Below are 22,777 nucleotides of genomic sequence, written 5' to 3' on the forward strand. Positions count from 1 at the left end.
ATACGATCCGCGGGGGACGTGGGGTGCGCATACTGCTGGTAATTGAGCCGTCAGGCGGCGGCTCCGGGCGTCATGTCATCGACCTGGCTCAAGGCCTGATCGACGGCGGCCACAGGGTGTCGCTGATCTATTCGCCCACCCGGGCCGAGCCGCGCTTCGAAGCCGAGGCCGCCGCCCTCCCCTTGCAACATCTCGAACGCCTGCCGCTGCACCGCGCCGTCGGCCCCTGGGATATCCCCGCCCTGATCGGCCTGCGCCGTTTGATCGCACGCCTTGGACCGTTCGACATCATCCATGGCCACAGCGCCAAGGCCGGCGCCCTTGCGCGACTGGCGGCGCCCCAGTCCGCCGCCCGGATTTACACCCCCCACGCCCTGGCCACGCAGAACCCGATGAAGGTCGGCGCGACGCCCTACGGCCTGGTCGAGACCCTTCTGGCGCGGTTGGCCAGCGAGGCTGTCATCGCCGTGTCGGACGAAGAGGCCCTTCATGCCGCCCGCCGGGGCTTTCCAATCGAACGTCTGCACACGATCCCCAATGGTCTGACGGCTTGCCAGTCTGCCGACCGTCTCGCCGCCCGCCGGATCATGAGCCTGGCCGAAGACGCCTGGGTCGTCGGGTTCGTCGGCCGGCTCTGTCCCCAGAAGGATCCGGTCCGTTTCGCCCAGGCTCTCCGCCTGGCCCACGCGCGCGATCCGCGCATCATCGGCGCCATGATCGGCGAAGGCCCGCTGTCCGATGATGCTCGCGCCGCCGGAGGGGAAGCGGTCCGTCTGTTGGGCGCCCTCGACGCCCGTCCGCTGATGGCCGGGTTCGATCTATTCGCCATGACCAGCCGCTACGAAGGCTTCTCCTACGCCATGGTTGAGGCGGCGGCGGCGGGACTGCCAATTTTGACGACTGCCGTCGGCGGGGTCTCGACCTTGGCGCAGGCCGGCGCCCGCATCACCCCCCTGCCCCTTTGGGCGACGGCCCGACAATGGGCCGACGCCCTTGTCACGGCGTTCTCGCAGCCGACGCCGCCATCGGTCGCGCCCGGCCTTGTCGAACGCTTCTCTGCCGCGCGCATGACCGCCGACACAATCGCCGTCTACCGGATGGCCCATGCGCGCCGCTGGGCCGCTCGTGGCTGAGCCGTCCGTCTTCATCAATGGCCGGTTCCTGACCCAGTCGCTCAGCGGCGTCCAGCGCTATGCGCGCGAGATAGTCCGCGCCCTGGACCGCAGGCCCGGCGCCGGCGCCCGCTATGTGCTGCTGACGCCCCAAGGCGCTGACGCCTCGGACCTGGACCTGCAATCCATCCCCGTTCGTCCCGTCAGGGGCGGGCGCGGTCACCTTTGGGAGCAGACCGCCCTGGCCTGGGCCGCGCGCCATGGACAGCTGCTGTCCCTGGGCGGCGCGGGCCCGATCCTGCATCCGCGCCAGCGAGTCGTCATCCACGACGCCGCAGTCTTCCGCCACCCGGGCCATTTCCGCCGGGGCTACGCCGCCTTTCACCGGGGGCTGGGGCGTCTCCTCGCGGCCCGCGCCGCGCTGACGACCGTCTCGAAATTTTCCCGCGACGAACTGGCGTCGGTGCTGAACAGGCCCGCATCCTCAATTACAGTCGTCCCAAACGGCGCAGACCATCTGGCGCGCACCGCGCCCGACGATCGCGTCCGCTCAATGCTCGGCCTGTCGGGCCGCCCCTATTTCGTCGCCCTGGGCAATCTGGCGCCGAACAAGAACATCGCCGTCATGATCCGCGCCCTGCGCCGCCTGCCCGACCCAGACCTGCGGCTGGTCCTGATCGGCGCGAACGCTCCTGCCGTCTTCGACCGGTCCGCTCCGCCCCCCGATCCCCGCATCCACTTCGCCGGCCGACGCACCGACGCCGAGGTCGCAGCCCTGCTGCGCGGCGCCCGCGCCCTGATCTTCGCCAGCCTATATGAAGGCTTCGGCATCCCCCCGTTGGAGGCCTTCGCCCAGGATTGCCCCGTCATCGCCTCGAACATTCCAGCCGTGCGCGAGGTCTGCGGCGACGCCCCCGACTATTTCGATCCGCACGACGACGCCGCCCTGGCCGATTGCATGGCCAGGCTGTCGCGCACGGAATCGACCCCGCGCCGCCTACTCCAGGCCCGCGCCCGCTTGGCCTTCTATACCTGGGCCGGATCGGCGCGCCGGCTCGAGGCCCTGCTGGCCGAAGACCGCCTTGCCAACACCTCCCGATAGACGGCGAGATGGGCCTGAACCACTGACGCCTCAGTCCAGATCGGATTGAAAGCCGGCCCCGGATTTCGCCACAAGCCCGGCGCTTCAGTCACCGCCTGCAAGGCCCCCGCCAGCGCTCCCGCCTCACCGGGCGCCACCAGCTTCACTCGGCCTCCGCCCGCCGCCGCTTCCGGCAGGCCGCCTATGCGCGAGGCGATCACGCCCCGCCCCCGCATCAAGGCCTCGACCGCCACCCGCCCGAACGGCTCGGCCCAGATCGCCGGCGCCACGACCACATCGACGCCGCCGTAGAACACTTCCGCCTCCACCTGCCCCAGCCAGTCTATCCGCGGATCAGGAAAGCCCCGACGCAGCCGCGCGACATAGTCCGCCTCCCCCCGCCCGGCGACCCTGAGCCGCCAGTCGCCGCCCAGTCTCGTCGTCGCCTTCAGCAGAACCTCGATCCCCTTCTCCGGCTCGATCCGCCCGAGGAAGCCGAAAGCCGGCGGCCCGTCCCTCGGCTGGTCGATGCCGCGCCCTTGGCCCGCAGCATTGCCGATAACGGTCGCAGGCGTGTCGCCAAAACAGCCGGCCGCCCGATGCCGCTCCAGCACCGCCCCGCTGATCCCCACCACATGATCCACCCCCGCCGTCGCCCGCCGTCGGGGTTCGCTCAAAAGCACGCAGTCCCCGCAGCGCTGCTCGCAAACGCGCCCCCGCCGAAACAGGGCCGCCCGACTGCACAGGGTCGAATAGTCCCTCAGACTCTGCACCAGAGGCAGCCCCGCCCGCCGCGCCGCCCGATGGACCGCCCCCGCAAACCCGGTCAGCACATGGGCGTGGATCAGGTCCGGCTGCTCCATTTGCGCCACCCGCGACACGGCCGGATCCATCAAGGGACTGGCCGCCTCCAGTCCATGCCACAGGGCGCGCATCACGCCCGTGCGTCGTCGCCCGCCATAGGGCCAGTAGACATGCCGCAACGGCAGACGATGGACCCGCACCCCGTCGCGCATTTCGACGCCTCCGCCGGTCTCCACCAGCGTCGCCGCCGACACCGTCACGCCGGCCGCGACCAGTCCCCGCGCCAGCTGTTCGACGCTGCGTTCCGCCCCGCCCACATCCTGCGGCGGGTACAGGCTGTTGACCAGCAGCACCCTCATGGCGCGACCGGCCGGCGCCAGGCCAGGGCTGCGACCAGACAGATCAGAAAGACGAAGCCGGCCCCCTGGGCCAGATCCTCGCTGAACATCATCGTCAGCAAATAGACTGACAGGGGCGTAAAGGCGTCCAGCCGCGCCGCCGACCACAGGTGCAGAACAAGCGCCGCGACCGCCGCCAGAACCCCTACCGTTCGCCCCATGAACAGATAGCCGTTGTGGCTGACCGTCAGCGCCCGAAACGTCCCCAGTTCCTCCGCAGTGGACCACCCGACGCCGAGCGGCCGATCCGCCACGAAGTCCAGGGTGCGGGTCCAGGTTGCGATCCGCCCGCGCAGGTTCTCGTCGATCTGCTCCCGATCCAGACGCGCGGCCAGCCGGCTGACATCCACCTCGACCCGAGCCACTTGGATCGCAACCAGACCGCCGGCCAAAAGACAGACGGCCAACGACAGGCCCAGCGGATTGCCGGTCTCACGCCACCGACGTCCCACCGCCGCCCGCGCCAGCCAGGCCGCCCCCGCCGCGATCAATCCGCCCCGCGACAAGGTGCACAGGAACCCCACCACCGCCACGCCCGCCGCCGACAGCGCCACCGTCCGCCTTGACCACCGTCCGCTCAGGGCGGCGAAGGCGGCGGGAACGGCCAGGCCGATCATCCCCATGGCGGCGTTCGGATGCTCGGCGACGGTCGTGATCCGAACCTGGGCCACGACGGAGGTATAGGCTGCGCGCGGCGACGCCAGCCCCACGGCCTGAAGCCCGTCCCTTCCAACCAACGACAACAGCCCATAGGTCGCCAGATGACCGACCGCCCCCGCCAGAACGGCGGCGAAGAACAGTCGACGCCGCGCCGGATCCTCGGCGATCATGACCCCGACCGCCGGCGCGACCAGGATCGCCGCCAGCCAGCGAAACCAGAAGGCGACGTCCGAGACGTTCAACGTCTGCCCGATGCCGGAAACCTGGATCAGCATCGTCGCCAGCAGCATAAGGCCCGCCACCGGCCCCGCCGCCCGCGACGGACGCCCCATCCGCCGCCATTGAAGGACCGTCAGCGGCAGGGCGGCCGCCAGGGCCAGATCGCCCAGCCGCGGCGCACTGACCCAACCGGGAACCAGAAACACCGGCAGCGTCACCCCCGCGCCAAGCATCACCAGCACCCACGCCTCATAGGCCGCCCTGACGTCCGACAAGCGAACGCCCCGCCACTGCGCCGCGCGGACGATCAGCAGGCGCAATACTCGACCTCCGGATCGAACCGGACCCCGTCCAGAACCCCGGCGACCAGCACCCCCGCCTTGCGCCACTGGCCCTTCGCCGCCAACCTCAGCGCGATCCGCCCCCGCGACGCCGCATAGCGCAGGGCCGATCCCGCCCCTTCATGGCGGCGCTTGGCCAGAATGACGTTGCGCGTCAGCAGCCGATGCAACCGCTCGCGCCTTGGGTCGGTCTCGGTCTCCAGGCTCAGCCCGCCCGGCGCCGCCCGGACATGCTCGACCCGACTGGCCCCGACCAGAAACCCCGGCCGCTCCGCCGCCAGCCGCAGCGTATATTCGGTGTCGTCGCCCCAGATGAACATGGGCGCCAGCGGCAGGCCATATCTCTGCACCGCCGCCCGCGTGACCAGCAGGGAGACGAAGGTCGCCTGCCGCACAGGAGCCATCCCCCGCTCCAGCCGCTCGCCCCAGGCCGCATAGCCCAGGGGGTTGGTCCGTAGATCGATCTCGGCTGTATTGGTCAGCAGCCCATCGGGCGTCCGCACCGTCGAACACAGAAAGGCCGGCTCCACCCCCTCCGCCGCCAGTTCGGCCTCGGCCTGCAACAGTCGCTCCAAGGCGTCGGGCGCCGGCAGGACGTCGTCATCCATCAGCCACAGCCGCCCCGCTCCAACCTCCATCGCCGACCGTATCCCGGCGTTGAAGCCGCCCGCCCCGCCCGTATTGACCGACAACCTCAGCCGATCGATCCGCCCCGCCCACGCCAGGTCCAGCCATTCCGCCGTCCCGTCGTCGCTGGCGTTGTCCACCACCAGGATCCGGTCGCAGGGCCGCGTCTGGGCGGACAGATGATTCAGGCACCGCTCCAGCAGTTCCCGCCGGTTCCAGGTCACCACCACCGCCCAGACTCTGAAAGAAGCCCCGCTCACGCCGCCGCCTTCAGGATCGCCGGCGCCAGGGCCTTCTCGACCAGGCTCAGTCCCCGCCCCACCGCCTGATCCATATTGTAGTAGCGGTAGTCGGCCAGCCGCCCGGCGAACCAGACCCGCCCCTCCAGCGTCCGCGCCATGGCGCGGTACAGATCGGCCAGCGCCTGCGAGGCTTCAGTCGGGATCGGATAAAAGGGCTCGGTCCGCCCCGGCTCATGCGGGATCGGATATTCGGTCAGCAGACAGGTGGTCTCGCCCCGCTCCCCCGTCAGATGGCGAAAGTCTGTGACACGGGTGAAGTCGAACTCGTTCGGATAGTTGACCGTCCCGACCGGCAGCCCCGCCTCAGCCGCCACGACCTGTCGCTCGAACCTCAGGCTGCGATACGGCAAGGCCCCGGCGACCCGGCCGAAATAATCGTCCAGCGCCCCGCAATAGACCATTCGGTCGAACCGCGACGGCGCGACCTCTGCCATGTCCGTGTTCAGCGAGACATGGATGTTCGGGTGATCCAGCATCCGCTGGAACAGGGCCGCATAGCCGTCGCGCGGCATGGCCTGATAGCGATCGGTGAAATACCGGTCGTCGCGGCTGACCGCCACCGGCACCCGGGCGGTCACGGACGGGTCCAGCGCCTCCGGCTCCATACCCCACTGTTTGCGGCTGTACGCGGCGAAAACCTTGTCGAAAACATAGTCGCCCAGGAACTTCAGGTCCGCATCCTCTCCGGCCTGCCGCAGATCCGCGATGGTCGGCCGCGCGCCGAAGCCGAAGGCGGCGATCAATCGTTCCGACAGCCGTTCCGCCATCCCCGCCGGAAACAGCATCCGCATCGAATCCAGGTTGAACGGGATCGGGACCAGCTGTCCGTCCACATGGCCCCGCACCCGATGGAAATAGGGGCGCCACTCGGTGAACTGGCCCAGATGGTCGAAGATGCGCCGGCTGTTGGTGTGGAAGATGTGCGGCCCATAGGGATGGACCGTCCGCCCGCTCTCGTCGCGCCGGTCATGAGCGTTGCCGCCGACATGGTCGCGCCGGTCGATGACCAGCACCCTCTGGTCCAGTCCGCGCGCCAGCCGTTCCGCCACCGTCGCCCCGGTGAAGCCCGCCCCGACGATCAGCCAGTCATACCGCCGGGACATGACGCCCCCTTGCGAACAGGAAACGCCAGTGAGGCCGCAGGCAGACCAGACAGGTCAGCACCACTACCGCCTCCCCGATCAGCCGCGCCCCGGCCATGCCCTCCGCGCCCCCTGCCGGCGCCAGCACCGCCGCCGGCCCCAGGGTGGCGACGCAGCCCACCCCAACCATCAAGGCGAACCGCCCATCCATCCGCAGCGCTGTCATCAGTTGCAGCCCCAGCACCTGGCTGGCCGCCACCAGCGGCAGGATGAAGACGAGTGTCCTCAACGCCCCGACCGCGTCCTCGAACCCTTCCCCGACCAGCAACCGCACCAGCACCGGCGCCGCGATCCACAGCCCCGCCGCCAAGCCCAGAAACAGCCCCGGCGTCACGATCAGACTCCATCGCGCGGTGCGGAATGCGGTGGGCGCATCCTCGGCCAACAGGCCCGCGATCCTCGGCCCCACCAGTCCCGCCAGCGGCCGCATCAATGAGCTCGCGGCCCCCACGATCTTGTCGGCCACGGCATAGATCGCCGCCTGTCCCGGACCCGCCAGGGCCGCCACGACAAATCCCACCCCCCCGGTATAGGCCGTCACCGCCGCTCGACTGGCGAACAGGGCGCCGCCCTCGACCAGCCCGCGTCGGACAAACCCCCGCCTCGGCCATTCCAGCCGGACTCGGCGCAGCATCAGCCCCGCCCCGACGCCGACGCCCAACCAAAGACCCGCCGCCTGCACGGCCAGGGCTCCGGCCACGCCCAGCCCCGGCGACAACATCACCACGACCGCCGCCGCCAGCGTCCCCCCGACCTCGGCCAGGGCCGCCGGCGCCGGGTCGCGCAGGCCTTGAAACACCCAGACCAGGCTCGCCCCCTGCCCGACGCCCAGGGCGATCCCCGCCCCGACCACCGCCCAGTCGCCGTCCAGAACAGGATTGATCCACCCTAGCCATAGTCCCAGCCCGATCGCCGGCAGAACCAGCGCCGCCCGCAGCGCCAGCATCCGTCCAATGATCGACCCCGCTGCCTGTCGCGCCGCCGCGATATCGCGAGGCCCCGACAGCGACGCGCCATAGTCGACGACAACCGCCGCCATCGTCGCCAGGGACACGGCCGCCACATAGACGCCGAACCCCTCGACCCCGAACCGTCGCGTCAGCACCGGATAGAGCAGCAGGGGCGCCAGGAACCGCAGCCCATGGGCGCCATAGACCAGCCCGGCGTCGATCACGCCCCTGGCCGACAACAATGGCCGCCCGCCCCCGTCCATTATCGCCCCCGCGACAGCAACCTGTGCGAGCAGCTAATACACGTCGAAATCAGAACGACAAGGCGTGGCGCTCAGGCCGCCTCGTCCTTGCGCCCGTCGAAACGCACCGCCTGAAACTCGCGCCAGGTCTGGCGCATGCCTTCCACCGGCAGATTCGTCCCCAGCAAATCCAGCTGCTCCACCCAAACCGTCGCCAGTCGATCAACCGTTGACTGCCCCCAACCCGGCGGTTGCTGCAGCGCCCAATTCTGCACCGAACCCGCATTGAAGATCATCAGGAAGGCGCAGACGATGAACAGGGTCTGGCTGGTCCACCGCCGCGCCCGCGAGGCCTCCCCCTCCTCGTCCAACGGCGGCGCAGGCGGAAAGGCGAACCGGCCCAGAGCGACCAGGGCGTTCTCCCGCGTCGGCAAGTCATGGGCGTCGGCGGCGCCGATCCAATCGCTGGGCGGGTCCAGCGGCGGAAACGGCGACACCGGCGGGTGCGCCTGTGTCGGGAAGGGATCGACCGGGTCCTTGGGATCGCTCATCGTCGGATCAACGCCTCAGAACTGGAAATAGATGAAGGGCGCCACGCCCTCTGGCCGCATCGCCTCGACCAGCAATATCGCCGCCCCGATCAACACCCCGAGCGTCGGCGACGGCGCCGTCTTCAGCCGCTCGGCCAAGCCCTCAATTGCGCGCGGCGGCAGCCCATGCATGGCCAAGCCGCCGACGATCAACACCAGCACGAATGGCGTCACCAGGCTGAACGCCTCGAACCGCCCCAGTCCGACCAGCATCTGCACGGCCAGGTCAAAGGTCTCGGCCCGGAACAGAATCCACCCCAGGCAGACGACATGGAAGGTGATCAGCACCCCCAGCCAGGTCGGGATGACCTTGCGATCCTTAACCACCGCCCGCCCCAGCCGTTCGACCACCTGCGCGCCGCCGTGCAGCGCGCCCCAGGCCACGAAGGTCCAGGCCGCCCCGTGCCACAGCCCGCCCAGCAGCATGGTGATCATCACATTGAGGCACGACGACCACAGCCCCTTCCGTCCCCCGCCCAGCGGCACATACAGATAGTCGCGCAGCCAGCTGGACAGGCTGATATGCCACCGCCGCCAGAAGGCCTGCATCGAGGCCGCCCGATACGGCTGGTCGAAGTTGCGCGGGAAGGAATAGCCCAGCAGGGCCGCGATCCCGATGGCCATGTCCGAATAGGCCGAAAAGTCGCAGTAAATCTGAACCGCATAGGCATAGACCGCCGCCGCAATGTCGATCGCCCCATAGGCCGACGGATCGAAGAAGACCGGATCGACCAGCCGCGTCGCCAGCTCGGACGCGATCACCGTCTTCTTGAACAGGCCCCAGACGATCAGCAGCAGCCCATGGGTCGCCATCTCGCGCGTCAGCCGGGGCACGCGCGCGAACTGGGGCAACAGGTCCGACGCCCGCACGATGGGGCCCGCTACCAGATGGGGGAAGAAGCTCATCAGCAGCATGACGTCCAGCAGGCTCTCGGCCGGCGCCGTCTTGCCGCGATAGACGTCGACCACATAGCTGATGCCCTGGAAGGTGAAGAAGCTGATCCCCACCGGCAGCACCACCTGCAACAACGGCAGGTCACGCTCCCATCCAAATTGCGCCAACAGATCAACGGCCTGTTCGACGAAGAAGCCGTAATACTTGAAGAAACCCAGGATCACCAGATTGGCCGCCACCCCCAGGCCGACCCACAGTTTGCGCCGACCCGCCCGGTCGCTGCGCACGATCAGGGCGGCCACGCCCCAGTTCAACACGGCCGAGGCGATCAGCAGGCCGACGAACCGCCAGTCCCACTGGGCGTAGAAGAACCAGCTGGCCAGCAGCAGGAACAGTTTGCGCCGCCCGTTCTCCCGATCCAGACTCCAGCTGACCAGATAGACGAACAGGAAGAAGACCGCGAAGGCCAGGGTCGGAAACAGCATCAGTCCGCCTCCCCCTGCGCCACCGTCCAGCGGTCATAGGCCCCCATCAGATCGTCGCTCAGCACCCCGCCGATCCACTCCGCTCCGATCGAGGTGAAGTGCACCCGGTCGGGCCGCATATAGGGTTCGGACAGGGTCGCCAGCCGCTCCGCCGAACAGTCGCCCCCCATCCGTCCGTACCAGTCCCAGTAGGCGACGCCCAGCTCCGCCGCGATGCGCCGCTGCACGTCCCGCACCACCGCCAGAGCCTCCGGCGCTGATCGCCCGCCGCACGGTCCGACGGTTCCGGGCTTCAATCCCTCGGGCGCGCCGAGGATCAATACAGGCGCATCCATGGATCGGACCACCATCAGGGCCTGTCGGAGCCAGAGTTCATATTCGCGGGGGTCGAGGTTCGGAGCGAACCCCTCGTTCACTCCAAAGGCCAAGATGATCAAATCCGGCGTCCAAGCCGCGAGTTCTAGCCAGGCGATACTGCTGTCGCGCAAGGCGAGGTCCTGCATCGTCGCACCCACGACGCCCAAGTTCGACACCTGTACGCCCGCAGCCCGTCGCGTCAGTCGCACGTCGTAGAGCTTCAGACGCCCCGTCGGTCGGATATCGATTTGCGTCTGCGGCTTGTCGAATGTAGCCGTCTGGCATTCAGGTTGCGACGCCTCGTCTTCGCGGACCGCGAAACCCATCGTCTGCGTTTCGGCGCCAGCGGTAAGGGTCAGTTCGCCGTCCGCCTGCCATGCCTCGCCGCAGATTTGGACCTGATCAAACGCTCCGTTCGGCTCGGCGGTAATCGTCAGTGTTGCGCCGTCGCTGACATCGGCTTCGCCGCCGCTCAGGCCGACACCTATCGGCATGACTCCTCTGGCCAGCACATCCGTCCGCATCGGCCAATCGGTCGCCGTCATCTCGACCTGCATCGGCGCATAGCCGGCATAGGGCACGCCCGGCGGCAACACCCCGCGCCCGCCCGCCCCGAACCGGGCCTGCATCCTGGCGCGCAAAGCGCCGGTGATCCGATCCCCCGCCGTATGGCTGTCGCCGATTTGCAGGATGTGAACCGGCCGGTCCCGCGTCCCCGCCTCGGTCGCCGCCAAGGCTTCGAACACCCCCTCCAGCGCCTCGACGCCGCAGATCCCTTTAGGACAGACCGATGCCCCCGCCTCAGGAGCGGGCATGGGCACATACGGAACCTCGGTCCCGCTCTGCATCCCCAGCATCAGCACCGCCGCCCCCGCGCCCCCCAGATTCATGGTCAGCCGGTCGTCTGCGGTTGAGCCGCCGCCGCATCCAGGCCCGCGTCGCGCTTCAGCCGTTCCGCCACCGGCGCGCCGATGCGGCGATAGCCGGCCATGGTCATGTGAATCCCGTCATTGGCCCGCATCAGCTGCGGCCGCCCGTTGGCGCCCGGCAGATAGGCCGCGTACTCGCCCGCCGCATCGGCGGTGACGCCGGTCGTCTCGATCAGGGGCACGCCCAGGGCCGTCATCCGTTCGCGCACCACGGAGTTGATCACCGCCATCTTGGCGTCGAACCCGGCCCGCTTCATCTTCGGCAGCCCGACCCAATAGACGACCACGTCCCTGGACCTCATCAGACCGACCAGATCGTCGATCCGCTTCCCATAGGCCGCCTTCCAGCCGGGCGTGCCGAAATCATGGATGACCCCGTCCAGGCTGATGCCTTGGGCGTCATTGGTCCCGAACATCACCACCGCCGCATCGACCGGCGTCTCGCTCAACTGCCGCGCTGTCTTGGCCTGGATGTCCACATAGTCATAGCGCGACAGGCCGGTGGAGACCGCGCTGAACTGGGTCACCGCGACCCCCGTCTCGCCATGCAGGTCACGGTACAGGGCGGCCCACAGACCGTCCGCCATCGAATCCCCGAACACCCCGATCCTCAGTTCGCCCCGCGCGAGCCGCGTCTTCAGCGGCGTCACTGTCGCCTTGGCGGCAGGCGCGGGCGTCAGGCTTTCGACCGGGGCCATAGCGGTCGGCGGGCTGGCCGAAGCGTTGGCCGACCCACCCAGCATCAGGGTCGGATGCCGCAGCCAGTCGCGCCCGTCCGGCGTCAGCATCAGGCCAATCACGACCCCGACGACCAGGGCCGCCGTCAATCCGTTGATGCCTGCGCGCAAGACCGCCCCCGTCGAAAACAGGGTTAGCTATAGCTTAACGACCCCGACCTGCGCCATGCCGGTCCCGTGTCAGGCGAAAGACAGCCCGACGACAGCGACCTCAGCCGAAACGCCCCTCGGCCCAACGCGCGGCGAAATAGCCGCCGGTCGCCGACACTGTGGTCAGGACCGTGCCCCAGATCAGATCCACGACCGTCAGCTTGGTCTGCCAAATCTCCAGCGTCGCCTGGTTGGTCAGGTCGTAGGTGGCGTAGGCGACGAAGCCCAACGCCGCCCCATTGATCGCCGCCCGCGTCCAGCTTCCGTCCTTCAGGGCCGGGGCGATGGCCAGGAACACGGTCCCCGCGATGGAGATCAGATAGAAGAGAACCGCCGCCCTCATGTCCGGCTTGTCCGCCAGGATCGGCCCCAGCACGGGCTTGTAGAAGCGGTTGGTCATGGTGGTCAGCCAGACGGCGTCGATCACCGCGAAGGTGATCCCGGCGCCCAGATAGGCGAAGACATATTTGATCACGACAAACTCCTCAGGCGGGTTTCAGGCGATAGTGGCTGACCGCCCAGGTGCGGCCCTCGTCGTTGCCGAACAGACCGGCGGTCGCCAGGTAGAAACGCCGCCAGCGCCGGGTCCAAAGCTTGGCGTCGTCGCCATAGGTCTCGCGCATCAACACCGCGATCCGGGGCGCTTCGCGGTCCATATTGGCCAGCCAGTGATTGGCGGTTCGGGCATAATGGCCGCCGTTCCAGGTCCATTCCTGCTCGACCGCGAACAGGTCGGGAAACTGCCGGATCAGCCCATGGCTAGGCATGATCCCGCCGGTGAAGAAATGCTGGGCGATGAAGTCGCCGCTGTCGGTGTGGTCGAACCGATAGGGGGCGTCGCGGTGGGTGAAGACATGGATGAACATCCGCCCCTCGGGCTTCAGCCAGGACTTCGCCTTGGTCAGCAGGGCGCGCCAGTTGGCCATATGCTCGAACATCTCGACCGAGACGATCCGGTCAAACCTCTGGTCGGTGTCGAACAGGTTCATGTCCTGGGTCACGACCGTCAGATTGCTCAGCCCCCGCGCCCTGGCCTGGCCTTCGATATGTTTGCGCTGGCCATGACTGTTCGATACGGCCGTGATCCGCGCCCGGGGATAGGTCTCGGCCATCCACAGCGACAGCGAGCCCCAGCCGCAGCCCATTTCCAGAATGGTCTGGCCGTCCGCCAGATCGGCGTGGGCGCAGGTCTCCAGCAAGGCGGCCACCTCAGCCTGGTCCAGCGTCTCCGTTCCGGTTGGATACAGGCAGCACGAATATTTCAGCCGCTCGCCCAGACACAGGCGGAAGAACTCGGGCGGCAGTTCGTAATGCTGCCGGTTCGCCGCATCCGCATGTTCGGCGATGACCCGTTCGGCCATCTCGCGTGCGAACGCCGCCTGATCGTGGGGACCGTCGCGGTCCAGCCGCTTGCGCGCCTCCGTGACCAGACTGTCGATCGCCGGGCGGGTCACGAAGTCGGGAAAGGGCGCGTCCTGCAGCTGGCGAATGGCGACATTGGTCAGGCTCATGGGGCGTCCGTGGCTAGGCTTGTTCTCTCAATACGCCCGACCGTCATTTACGGATGCACGGGCCTTGAACGACGGGCGGCAGCGCCCACATCCGGGACAACGAGAACGAGGTTCTATAAGGCAGGCCACACGCAGATTTCCGACACTTCCGTCCCCGGCTCCGCACGTCGGAAAATACACGAAAATAGACTCAAAAATTATCGAGTGGATTCCGTGTAAAATGCAGCGCCTCTTCCTCCTCCCGACTTGCCCCCCGCCCCCCTCCGCGTTACGCGTGGTCAAACGCGCCGATATTCATCAGGCAGTGAAAAGGGAGAGCGATGGGTAAGATCTACGCTGACGTCACATCCGCGCTGGAGGGTTTGACCTTCGACGGCATGACGGTCATGTCCGGCGGCTTCGGCCTGTGCGGCATCCCCGAAAACCTGATCGCCGCCCTGCGCGACAGCGGCGTCAAGGGCCTGACGGTCATCTCCAACAACGCCGGCGTCGACGGCTTCGGCCTGGGCCAGCTGCTCGGCACCCGCCAGATCGCCAAGATGATCTCGTCCTACGTCGGCGAGAATAAGGAGTTCGAGCGCCAGTATCTGGCCGGCGAGCTGGAGCTGGAGTTCAACCCGCAAGGCACCCTGGCCGAGCGTATCCGCGCCGGCGGCGCCGGCATCCCAGCCTTCTTCACCGCCACCGGCGTCGGCACCCTGGTCGCCGAGGGCAAGGAGGTCCGCAACTTCAACGGTCGCGACTACGTCATGGAGACCGGCCTCATCGCCGACCTCTCCATCGTCAAGGCCTGGAAGGCCGACGAGCGCGGCAACCTCGTCTTCCGCAAGACCGCCCGCAACTTCAACCCGATGATGGCCACCGCCGGCAAGGTCACCGTCGTCGAGGTCGAGGAGATCGTCCCCGTCGGCTCGCTGGACCCCGACCACATCCACACGCCCGGCGTCTATGTCGATCGCCTGGTCCAGACGGTGTCCGAGAAGCGCATTGAGCAGCGCACCGTCCGCAGCCGGGAGACCGCATAATGGCTCGTACTCGCGAACAACTGGCCGAGCGCGCCGCTCAGGAGCTGCAAGACGGCTTCTACGTGAACCTGGGCATCGGCATCCCGACCCTGGTCGCCAACTACATCCCCGCCGGCATGACCGTGACCCTCCAGTCCGAGAACGGCATGCTGGGCATGGGCCCCTTCCCCTATGAGGGCGACGAGGATCCCGACCTGATCAACGCCGGCAAACAGACGATCACCGAGATCCCGGAGTCGTCCTACTTCAGCAGCGCCGACAGCTTCGCCATGATCCGCGGCGGCCATATCAACCTGTCCATCCTGGGCGCCATGGAGGTGGCCCAGAACGGCGATATCGCCAACTGGATGATCCCCGGCAAGCTGGTGAAGGGCATGGGCGGCGCCATGGACCTGGTCGCCGGCGTCAAGCGTGTGGTCGTGGTCATGGAACACGCCAACAAGCATGGTCAGTCCAAGGTGTTGAAATCCTGCACCCTTCCCCTGACCGGCACGGGCGTGGTCAGCCGCATCATCACCGATCTGGCCACCTTCGACGTCAAGCCTGACGGCGCGGGGCTGGAGCTGATCGAACTCGCCGACGGCGTCACCCTGGACGAGGTCGCCGCCAAGACCGAGGCCGCCTACACGGTGGCAGAGGGGCTGAAGGCGGCCTGATCTCCACCCGTTCGGGGGGCCGCCTAATCGAACCTTGTTGGGCGACGACGCGCCCGCTAGTGTCGATGACCCGCAGGTCCTTCGTGACCTCCGGGTGCGACCCCGGGGCGCCTTCCCCGTTTCCAACGGTGAACAGGCGACCTTCGTCACATGGCCACTTCGCTCCGGACGCGGCCCGCAGACTCCGACGGCCCTTCCTCGCCAGAAGCCCCGCTCGACCTCGGCGCCCGTCTGATGGCGCGCCAGCCCGGTGACCGCCGCTTCGGCGCCCCGATCCACGCCTGGTACCCCGTACGCGCCGCACGGGTCCGAACCGCCTCGCGGGCCCAGTTGCACGGCGAATGGATCGACCTGCCCGCCACGGTGGCCCCGGCCGCCGTCCAGACGACCGCCTGCGGCGGTTGGCGACTGATCAACCGGCTCGGACTGATCTGGGCCTGCCCCGCCAGCGACGTCGCCCCGCCGGACCTGCCTCCGACGCCCGAGGCGCCCCTGGCCCTGATCGCCTATTCCAAGGCCCCCGCGCGCGCCGACTACGACCAGGCGGTCCTGGGCCTGCTGGACCCGGCCCATGTGCCGATGATCCATAACGCCTGGTGGTGGCGCAGTCAGGCGCGACGCACCAAGACCAAGCGCTACAGCCCCTCGCCCTTCGGCTTCACCGCCGTCGCGGCCGACGCCTTCGCCTCCACCCCCGCCTATGATCTGGTGTCCGAGGACCGCAAGGTCAGTATCGAGTTCCGCCTGCCCTCGATCCGGCTGGAGCGCGTCACCGCGCGCGGGTTCGAACTGATCAACCTGACCACCGTCACCCCCCAGGCGGAAGGCGACGTCGTGATCCGCAACCTGATCCTCTGCTCGGTCGCCGCCCTGCGGTTCGGCAGCCCGCTGCTGTCGGCCTGGGGCCGGACCTTCCTGCGTCAGGACGTGGCCATACTGGAGCGGCTGGAGGGCCGCAGCCCGCACCTGCCGCTGGTCTTCGCCGGCGACCCGGATCGCCCGTCCGCCTTCTACTTCGCCTCAAAGGCCGCCCTTCTCCGCGCCCAGCGCGAAGACGCCGCCTATAGGAACCCGGTCGAAGCCGAGTCCCTCCAGTGGGTCACCTGAGCCTTCACTTCGCCGACTGAATCGTCCAGTCGGCGATCTGGGTATTGATGTCCCGCGTCGCCGTGTCGAAGGCGGCGACGATGGCCGAGACCCGGTTCTCCCCGGCCGGCTGGGTCACCGTGAAGACGCGCTCCACCGACCGCGCCTGTTCGGGACGGATCGCAGCGCCGCCCGCCTGGCGTTCAGGCGTCGACCGCAGCTGTGCGCGGGCCGTGATCACCACATCCGGCGTCGCCCCCGGCGCAGCATAGCGCGCCTCGAACGTCGTCACCGACACCTGAAGCACCAGCGGCGGCGTGCCGGGCTCGCGCCGGCCCAGGACGCGGATCTGGTCCGCCCGATTGGCGAAGGCCGCCTTCAGGCTGTCGTCGAACAGGGTCGAAGCCGGCGACACCCAGCGCGCGCCGCCGATATAGGCCGTCTCGGTCCCGGTGACTCCCAGAATCCGGTCGTCGCCGGTCGCCTCCGGAAACTCGATCCGGCGGATCGACACCGACAGGGGCGCGGGCGTGTCGCCCTCGACCGAGGGGGCGTCCAGCGGCAGGCCGAACCGGTAGTTCTGCACCGGATCCGGCGTGGACAGCAGCGAACAGCCGCTCAGGGAGACCACCACGCCGACGACGGCGCCCAGTTGGACCAGGGAACGGATCACGGCTGCACCTCCAGCTCTTTCGATTGCGGTTTGCCGATGAAGTCGCGCGGGCTGGCGCGGACGTCGTCGATCAGGGCCTGAAGCGACCGGGTCGCCTCCTGCAGTTCCTCTATGGTCCCGCTCAGTTGCGGCAGGCTGGAGGTGGCGAAGTCGCCCAAAGGCCGCTCCAGTCCGGTGATCGAGCGATTGGCCGAGGCGATGGCGACACGCGCCTCCGCCGTCGCCTGGTTGATGTTGGCGATGGCTTCACGGCCGTCTGTGTTGACGACGGCGCGCATGTCGGCCGCCAGTCCCTGATATTCCAGAATGGTGGCGTTGGCGTTCTTCACCGCCGCTTCCAACTCGGCAAAGATGGCCTTGCGCGCCTCAAGTTCGGTCGTCAGGGCCTCGACATTCTTCACGCTGGTCGAGAAGCTGCGGATGTTGTCGTCGGACATGACCCGGTTGATCCGGTTCAGCGCATCCACCGTCTGGGCCAGCACCGTGCCGGACCCGCTCAGCAGCTCGGCGATCGGCGACGGCTGGCTTTGCAGCACCGGCACGACATTGTCGGGATACTGGTCCTTCAGCAGGGCGCTGTTGGGTGAGCCGGCCGTGATCTGGATGTAGTTCAGCCCCGTGATGCCCTGCGGCTCCAGCTGGGCCCGCGAGGTCACGCGGACGGGCGTCGTGCCGTCCACCCGCACCCGGGCGATGACCTGGTCGCCGCGCTTGGTGTCGATGTTCAGGTCGGTCACCTCGCCGACGCGGATGCCGTTGAAGTGCACCTCGCCGCCTTCCGACAGCCCGTTGACCGGTCCGTAGAAGACGATGTCGTACAGGTCATAGTCGCTGTTGAACTGTAACCGGGCCAGCCAGATCGTGAACACCGCCAGAGCCGCCAACAGGGCGACGGTGGCGATGCCGACGGCGGCGTAGTGTGCGTCTCTTTCCATACGTGGCTCTCCTCAAGCCGCCTTGGTGGCCGCGCGACCGCGCGGCCCCAGGAAGTATTCCTTGATCCACGGATGATCGGAGCGTTCCAGCTCCTGCACCGTGGCCTTTTCGACGACCCGCTTGTCCGCCAGCACCGCCACCTTGTCACAGATGGCGTACAGGCTATCGAGGTCGTGTGTGATCATGAAGACGGACAGGCCCAGGTCGTCCGCCAACTGCCGGATCAGTTCGTCAAACGCCGCCGCACCAATGGGGTCCAGGCCCGCCGTCGGTTCGTCCAGGAACACCAGCTCCGGATCCAGCGCCAGCGCCCGCGCCAGCCCGGCGCGCTTCTTCATCCCGCCCGACAGCTCGGCCGGCTTCAGATGATGGTGCTCTGGCTTCAGACCGACCATGGCGATCTTCAGCTCGGCCAGTTCATACATGGTCGACTTGGGCAGTCTGGTATGTTCGACCAGGGGGGACGCCACGTTCTCCAGAACGGTCAGAGACGAGAACAAGGCCCCCTGCTGAAACAGTATCCCCGTCCTCTGTTCGATGTCCGCCGCCTGATCGCCGGTCAGGGTGGCGCGGTCATAGCCCAGCACCTTCACCGACCCGCCCTCGGGCTCCTTCAGGCCGATGATGGTGTTCAGCAGCACCGTCTTGCCCGCGCCGGAACCGCCGACCACCCCCATGACCTCGCCCCGCTTCAGGTCGATGTCCAGGTTCTCGTGAATAGTCCTGTCGCCGAACTGGCTCAGGAGCCCGCGCACCTCGATCAGGTTCTCGATCTGGTCCTCCGGCGCGGCGGCTGACATCGTCGCGTCGGTCATATGTCCAGCTCCAGGAAGACCAGGGCGAAGACGGCGTCCAGCAGGATGATGGCGAAGATCGCCTGCACCACCGCCGCCGTCACCCGCCGTCCCAGGCTTTCCACATCGCCCGCCACCGACATCCCCTGACGGCAGCCGATGGCCGCGATCACCAGGGCGAACACCGGCGCCTTCACCAGCCCCACCATCATGTGCTGGGCCATGTTCCCGTCCTCGACCAACCGCTGGAAGAAGAAGGCCGGTCCCAGGTTCAGCGATGTCCAGCAGACGATGAGCCCGCCCATCAGACCCCCGATCATGCCCATGAAGGTCAGCAACGGCAGCATCAGCACCAGGGCGGCCACGCGCGGGATCACCAGGGCCTGGAACGGATTGACGCCCATCACCTGCATGGCGTCGACCTCCTGGTTCATCCGCATCGACCCGATCTCGGCTGCGAAGGCCGAGGCCGAGCGCCCCGCCAGCAGGACCGAGGCGATCACCACGGCGAACTCGCGGAACATGGCCACGCCGATCAGTTGCACCGCGAACACCTGGGCGCCGAAGTCGGTCAGCAGGTCCACCCCGATAAAGGCCACCACCGCCCCGATGAAGAAGTTCGTCACCATCACGATCGGGATCGCGTCCAGACCCGCCCGCTCGCCCTGACTGACCCAGGCGGGCCAGCGGATGCCGCGGGGATGTTTCGCCGCCTCGACCACGGCCTCCATCAGGCGTCCCAGGAAGGCCAGGGACAGCATGGCCTCTGCCCCGAAATCATAAACCCCGCGCCCGATCTTGGCGAAGCTGCGGGTAAAGGCGTCCGGCTGCGGGGGCGGCGCTGAGCTCTTGCGCTCCAGCGTCTCGATCATCGTGTAGATGCGCCCGGCTTCGGGCCGATCCGTCCACGCCGACTTGGGCACGCCGCAATGCGACGCCTGCACAAGAGCCAGGGCGCCGGCCGTGTCGAACCGGCCCAGGTCTCGGGTGTCTACGCTCGCGATCTTGCGGCCGTCCAGATCCTTGTCCAGTCGCTGAGGCAGCCGCCCCAAGGCGGTCGTCGTCCAGTCGCCGACAAGGCGCAGCTTCGCCGCGCCATCGCCCGCATCCGTGATTTCGTAATCGGTCTGGCTCATCGCGCCCCGGAAGTCAGAACTGGCTTCAGGTGATCCCAACCCACGCAAGGAACAGCCGAAATCCTGAACCGCCTAATGGTCAAGGCTCCAGTTGAAGTCAACGTGCGATGACATTTGTGCGGCGCTTTCCTTTCGCACTGTGTCGAACCTGCGCGCCTCATCTGATCTCCCCTAACCGCCACGCTGGCGACCTATGCAAACGCCGCCGCCCGAAATTCGTTCGGGTCTTCAGCTCATAAGACGCTGCGTCGCGATCAGATCATCAACAAGTCCACGGCGCGCCTCGGCCTTCGCCGCCACATCGGGCAGCCGTAGCAGATAAGACGGGTGAACCGTCACCAGTCCGACCGAGCCGTCGTCCAGCGCCAGCGCCCGCCCCCTCTCCTGCATCACCGCCGGCTTGCGCCCCAGCACAGCCAACCCCGCCGTCGCTCCCAAGGCCAGCACCACCTTGGGCTGGATCAGCCGACGCTCGGCGTCCAGCCACCAACGGCAGGCCTGGACCTCCCCCGCATTCGGCGTCTTGTGCAGTCGCCTCTTGCCTTGCGGCTCGTGCTTGAAATGCTTCACCGCGTTGGTGACATAGACGTCCGACCGATCAATCCCCGCCTCTTCCAGCGCGGCGTCCAGCACCTGGCCCGCCGGCCCGACGAACGGCCGTCCCGCCAGATCCTCCTGATCGCCCGGCTGTTCGCCGACGATCATCAATCGCGCCGTCTTCGGCCCCTCGCCGCACACCCCTTGAGTCGCGTCGCGATAAAGCGGACAGCGCCGACAGGCCTGAACCCCGCGTTCGACATCAGCCAGACTGTCTGCAACCGCCTCCACGTCCGGTCGCGCCGCGTGCAGGTCTCGCGCGACAACGCGGGCGAAACGGACGTTGGGTTCGGGGGCGGGCGTGGCGACCATGACATCGGTCCGAACCGACGACGCCGCCACCAGTTCCGGGATCAGCGCCGCCTCGGGCAGGTTCTTCCAATAGCCCTTGGCCATCTCTGCCTGCATCGTCTTCACCTTCAACCGTGCGGGATTGAAGGTCGAGGCGTAGTAAGTCTTCCAGAATTCCTCAATCTCGTCCTCAGCCGGCGCCATGTCGCGTGTGGCCGGCGGCCCGAAGCTCAGCCGCTCCCTATCCCAGTGGGCCGAACCGTCAGGCGTCAGGATCGACCACCGCATAGTCGTGAACCGCCGCTGGAAGAAGGGGGCGGTCTTCTCCAGCACCCGGTGCGGCGGCTCGAACCAGGCGACCCAGGCTTCGCCCTGCGCGTCCTCGACCTGACGAAACCGGACGAAGGCCTTCATCTTGTGCGAGGCCCGACTGACGTTCTTGGCCCGCTCCAGCGCATCCGCGACATCCCGGTCCGAAATGACCTTGATCAGGTCCGGCTCGTCCCTCAGCCGCCACAGGAGTCGATACAGCAGGTCGAACCGGTCGGCCGACCGATGCAGGATCACCTCACGCGCCAGATCCACGAAGGCTTTCGGAACCGAGAATTCTCGCTCTTTTCGAGGACAACGAAGTGTGGCGGGCGGGTCAGAAAACTTCGCCGCCTCCTCGAACAAGCCACCTTGAACAGCCGCTCCCTCCACCACGAACCGCCCCGCCGCAGGCTCCACCCCCGCCAGCCGCATCTCGCGCGCTGCGGCCCTCCACCCCTCGAAATCCGTCTCCGACGTCAGCACCGCCGTCCGCATCAGAACAGGCTCAACTGTTCCGGCGCCCGCGTCGTCAGCCGCGCCTTCAGGTCCACTGCGTCGGTCAGCCCTCCCGGCGTCCAGTCCAGCGCCGTAATCCACGGCCGCAGCTTCTCCACCGACCGCGTCAGCCGTCCGACATCCTCCAGCCTCAGCGTCCGATATCGGCGCACCGCCACGATCCGGTCCGTCGCCTTCACCCCCAGCCCGGGCACCCGCAGCAGCATCTCGCGCGGAGCCCGGTTCACATCGACGGGAAACTGGGCGCGCTTGTTCAACGCCCAAGCCAGCTTCGGGTCGATCGCCAGGTCCAGCATTCCCCCGTCGGTCGCCTCCCCGATCTCGGGCGCGGAAAAGCCGTAGAAGCGCATTAGCCAGTCGGCCTGATACAGCCGATGCTCCCGCATCAGCGGCGGCTTGGACAGCGGAAGGATCGAGCTGGAATCCGGGATCGGGCTAAAGGCCGAATAATAGACCCGCCTCAATCCATAGCCGCCATACAGGGACGCGCTCCGGTCCAGGATCTCGGTATCCGGCGCGCCGTCGGCGCCCACGATCAGCTGGGTGCTCTGACCGCCCGGCGCGAACTTGGGCGGCTTGATCTTGTCGCGCTTGCCCGGCTTGGCCGCCTCGACACCCAGCCGCACCTGGCTCATCGCCTTCTTGATGACCCCGACGTCCTTCTGGGGCGCCAGCCGCGCCAGCGCCTCGTCGCGCGGCAGTTCGATATTGGCTGACAAGCGGTCGGCGTACAGCCCCGCCATTTCCACCAGTTTCGGATCGGCCTCAGGGATCAGCTTCAGATGGATATAGCCGCGGAAGTCGTGGACCTCCCTCAGCGTCTTGGCCACCAGGACCAGTTGTTCCATCGTATAGTCGCTGGTCCGGATCACGCCGGACGACAGGAACAGCCCCTCGATATAGTTCCGGCGGTAGAAGTTCAGCGTAAGGTCAACCACCTCGTCGACGTCGAACCGCGCCCGCTCCACATTCGACGACGCCCGGTTGATGCAATAGGCGCAGTCGTAGATGCAGAAATTGGTCAGCAATATCTTCAGCAGGCTGACGCATCGCCCATCAGGCGTATAGGCGTGGCAAATGCCCATGCCCTCGGTCGACCCGATCCCCTTGCCCCCGACCGAGTCCCGCTTGGAGGTTCCGGAGGACGAGCAGGAGGCGTCGTATTTGGCTGCATCCGCGAGGATCGACAGCTTTTTCCGAAGATCGAGACGCGCCATATGTTC

The 22,777-nt window shown here is 67.7% G+C and carries 21 protein-coding genes and 1 pseudogene; 5 read left to right on the forward strand and 17 right to left on the reverse strand.

Features of this window, described 5'->3' with window-relative positions; translation table 11 throughout:
• Nucleotides 1–23: 23 nt before the first annotated feature.
• Nucleotides 24–1,133, forward strand: coding sequence for a glycosyltransferase family 4 protein (locus tag PKE72_RS03925; RefSeq protein WP_271164083.1), 1,110 nt, complete (start codon nt 24–26; stop codon nt 1,131–1,133).
• A complete protein-coding gene (locus tag PKE72_RS03930) occupies nt 1,105–2,214 on the forward strand; it encodes a glycosyltransferase family 4 protein (protein WP_271164084.1) in 1,110 nt (369 codons plus the stop codon). The genes PKE72_RS03925 and PKE72_RS03930 overlap by 29 nt, the downstream gene beginning before the upstream one ends.
• Here PKE72_RS03930 and PKE72_RS03935 read toward each other — a convergent pair.
• The 11 genes and pseudogenes from PKE72_RS03935 to PKE72_RS03985 all read right to left on the reverse strand — a co-directional run bounded on the left by PKE72_RS03935 (nt 2,139) and on the right by PKE72_RS03985 (nt 13,532).
• The gene (locus tag PKE72_RS03935) at nt 2,139–3,356 is read right to left on the reverse strand and encodes a glycosyltransferase (RefSeq protein WP_271164085.1); all 1,218 of its coding nucleotides are present in this window, start codon (nt 3,354–3,356) and stop codon (nt 2,139–2,141) included. The genes PKE72_RS03930 and PKE72_RS03935 overlap by 76 nt on opposite strands.
• Nucleotides 3,353–4,594: an O-antigen ligase family protein gene (locus PKE72_RS03940; RefSeq protein ID WP_271164086.1), complete on the reverse strand. Its 1,242-nt coding sequence runs from the start codon at nt 4,592–4,594 to the stop codon at nt 3,353–3,355. Before PKE72_RS03940 ends, PKE72_RS03935 begins: the two co-directional genes overlap by 4 nt.
• Nucleotides 4,582–5,502 carry a glycosyltransferase family 2 protein gene (locus tag PKE72_RS03945; RefSeq protein WP_271164087.1) on the reverse strand — a complete coding sequence of 307 codons (921 nt, stop codon included), beginning with the start codon at nt 5,500–5,502 and terminating at the stop codon, nt 4,582–4,584. The genes PKE72_RS03940 and PKE72_RS03945 overlap by 13 nt, the downstream gene beginning before the upstream one ends.
• Nucleotides 5,499–6,647, reverse strand: a complete 1,149-nt coding sequence (gene glf / locus PKE72_RS03950; RefSeq protein WP_271164088.1) for a UDP-galactopyranose mutase — start codon at nt 6,645–6,647, stop codon at nt 5,499–5,501. The genes PKE72_RS03945 and glf overlap by 4 nt, the downstream gene beginning before the upstream one ends.
• Before the next feature lie 457 nt (nt 6,648–7,104).
• Nucleotides 7,105–7,899 (reverse strand): annotated as a pseudogene (locus tag PKE72_RS17500) (oligosaccharide flippase family protein); the annotation flags it as partial.
• 71 nt (nt 7,900–7,970) lie between these two features.
• Nucleotides 7,971–8,429: a hypothetical protein gene (locus tag PKE72_RS03960; protein ID WP_271164090.1), complete on the reverse strand. Its 459-nt coding sequence runs from the start codon at nt 8,427–8,429 to the stop codon at nt 7,971–7,973.
• Between the two features lie 15 nt (nt 8,430–8,444).
• Nucleotides 8,445–9,848, reverse strand: coding sequence for an MBOAT family O-acyltransferase (locus PKE72_RS03965; protein ID WP_271164091.1), 1,404 nt, complete (start codon nt 9,846–9,848; stop codon nt 8,445–8,447).
• Nucleotides 9,848–11,095, reverse strand: coding sequence for a GDSL-type esterase/lipase family protein (locus PKE72_RS03970; RefSeq protein ID WP_271164092.1), 1,248 nt, complete (start codon nt 11,093–11,095; stop codon nt 9,848–9,850). The genes PKE72_RS03965 and PKE72_RS03970 overlap by 1 nt, the downstream gene beginning before the upstream one ends.
• 2 nt (nt 11,096–11,097) lie before the next feature.
• Nucleotides 11,098–11,982 carry an SGNH/GDSL hydrolase family protein gene (locus PKE72_RS03975; RefSeq protein ID WP_271164093.1) on the reverse strand — a complete coding sequence of 295 codons (885 nt, stop codon included), beginning with the start codon at nt 11,980–11,982 and terminating at the stop codon, nt 11,098–11,100.
• A gap of 100 nt (nt 11,983–12,082) precedes the next feature.
• Nucleotides 12,083–12,496, reverse strand: coding sequence for a DUF2177 family protein (locus PKE72_RS03980; protein ID WP_271164094.1), 414 nt, complete (start codon nt 12,494–12,496; stop codon nt 12,083–12,085).
• A gap of 10 nt (nt 12,497–12,506) precedes the next feature.
• Nucleotides 12,507–13,532, reverse strand: a complete 1,026-nt coding sequence (locus PKE72_RS03985) for an SAM-dependent methyltransferase (protein ID WP_271164095.1) — start codon at nt 13,530–13,532, stop codon at nt 12,507–12,509.
• Nucleotides 13,533–13,852: 320 nt separating this feature from the next.
• On the opposite strand from PKE72_RS03985, the gene PKE72_RS03990 reads away from it, so the two are divergent.
• The 3 genes from PKE72_RS03990 (at nt 13,853) to PKE72_RS04000 (ending at nt 16,320) form a co-directional block, all read left to right on the forward strand.
• Nucleotides 13,853–14,557, forward strand: coding sequence for a CoA transferase subunit A (locus PKE72_RS03990; RefSeq protein WP_271164096.1), 705 nt, complete (start codon nt 13,853–13,855; stop codon nt 14,555–14,557).
• Nucleotides 14,557–15,213: a 3-oxoacid CoA-transferase subunit B gene (locus PKE72_RS03995; protein ID WP_271164097.1), complete on the forward strand. Its 657-nt coding sequence runs from the start codon at nt 14,557–14,559 to the stop codon at nt 15,211–15,213. Before PKE72_RS03990 ends, PKE72_RS03995 begins: the two co-directional genes overlap by 1 nt.
• Before the next feature lie 150 nt (nt 15,214–15,363).
• Entirely contained in the window at nt 15,364–16,320 is a 957-nt protein-coding gene (locus PKE72_RS04000; RefSeq protein ID WP_271164098.1) for a hypothetical protein, read from the forward strand.
• Between the two features lie 4 nt (nt 16,321–16,324).
• Here PKE72_RS04000 and PKE72_RS04005 read toward each other — a convergent pair whose 3' ends face one another.
• From PKE72_RS04005 to PKE72_RS04030, 6 genes are all read right to left on the reverse strand, one after another.
• Complete coding sequence (locus PKE72_RS04005) at nt 16,325–16,972, reverse strand: ABC-type transport auxiliary lipoprotein family protein (RefSeq protein WP_271164099.1); 648 nt, start codon at nt 16,970–16,972, stop codon at nt 16,325–16,327.
• Nucleotides 16,969–17,907 carry an MlaD family protein gene (locus PKE72_RS04010; protein ID WP_271164100.1) on the reverse strand — a complete coding sequence of 313 codons (939 nt, stop codon included), beginning with the start codon at nt 17,905–17,907 and terminating at the stop codon, nt 16,969–16,971. Before PKE72_RS04010 ends, PKE72_RS04005 begins: the two co-directional genes overlap by 4 nt.
• Before the next feature lie 12 nt (nt 17,908–17,919).
• Nucleotides 17,920–18,723 carry an ABC transporter ATP-binding protein gene (locus PKE72_RS04015; RefSeq protein WP_271164101.1) on the reverse strand — a complete coding sequence of 268 codons (804 nt, stop codon included), beginning with the start codon at nt 18,721–18,723 and terminating at the stop codon, nt 17,920–17,922.
• A complete protein-coding gene (locus tag PKE72_RS04020; protein WP_271164102.1) occupies nt 18,720–19,838 on the reverse strand; it encodes an MlaE family ABC transporter permease in 1,119 nt (372 codons plus the stop codon). The genes PKE72_RS04015 and PKE72_RS04020 overlap by 4 nt, the downstream gene beginning before the upstream one ends.
• A 228-nt stretch (nt 19,839–20,066) precedes the next feature.
• The gene (locus PKE72_RS04025; RefSeq protein ID WP_271164103.1) at nt 20,067–21,533 is read right to left on the reverse strand and encodes a UdgX family uracil-DNA binding protein; all 1,467 of its coding nucleotides are present in this window, start codon (nt 21,531–21,533) and stop codon (nt 20,067–20,069) included.
• On the reverse strand, nt 21,533–22,771 hold the full coding sequence (locus tag PKE72_RS04030) for a putative DNA modification/repair radical SAM protein (RefSeq protein ID WP_271164104.1): 1,239 nt from the start codon (nt 22,769–22,771) through the stop codon (nt 21,533–21,535). Before PKE72_RS04030 ends, PKE72_RS04025 begins: the two co-directional genes overlap by 1 nt.
• Between the last annotated feature and the right edge of the window lie 6 nt (nt 22,772–22,777).

The organism is Brevundimonas intermedia (assembly GCF_027922165.1).
Lineage (GTDB): Bacteria > Pseudomonadota > Alphaproteobacteria > Caulobacterales > Caulobacteraceae > Brevundimonas > Brevundimonas intermedia.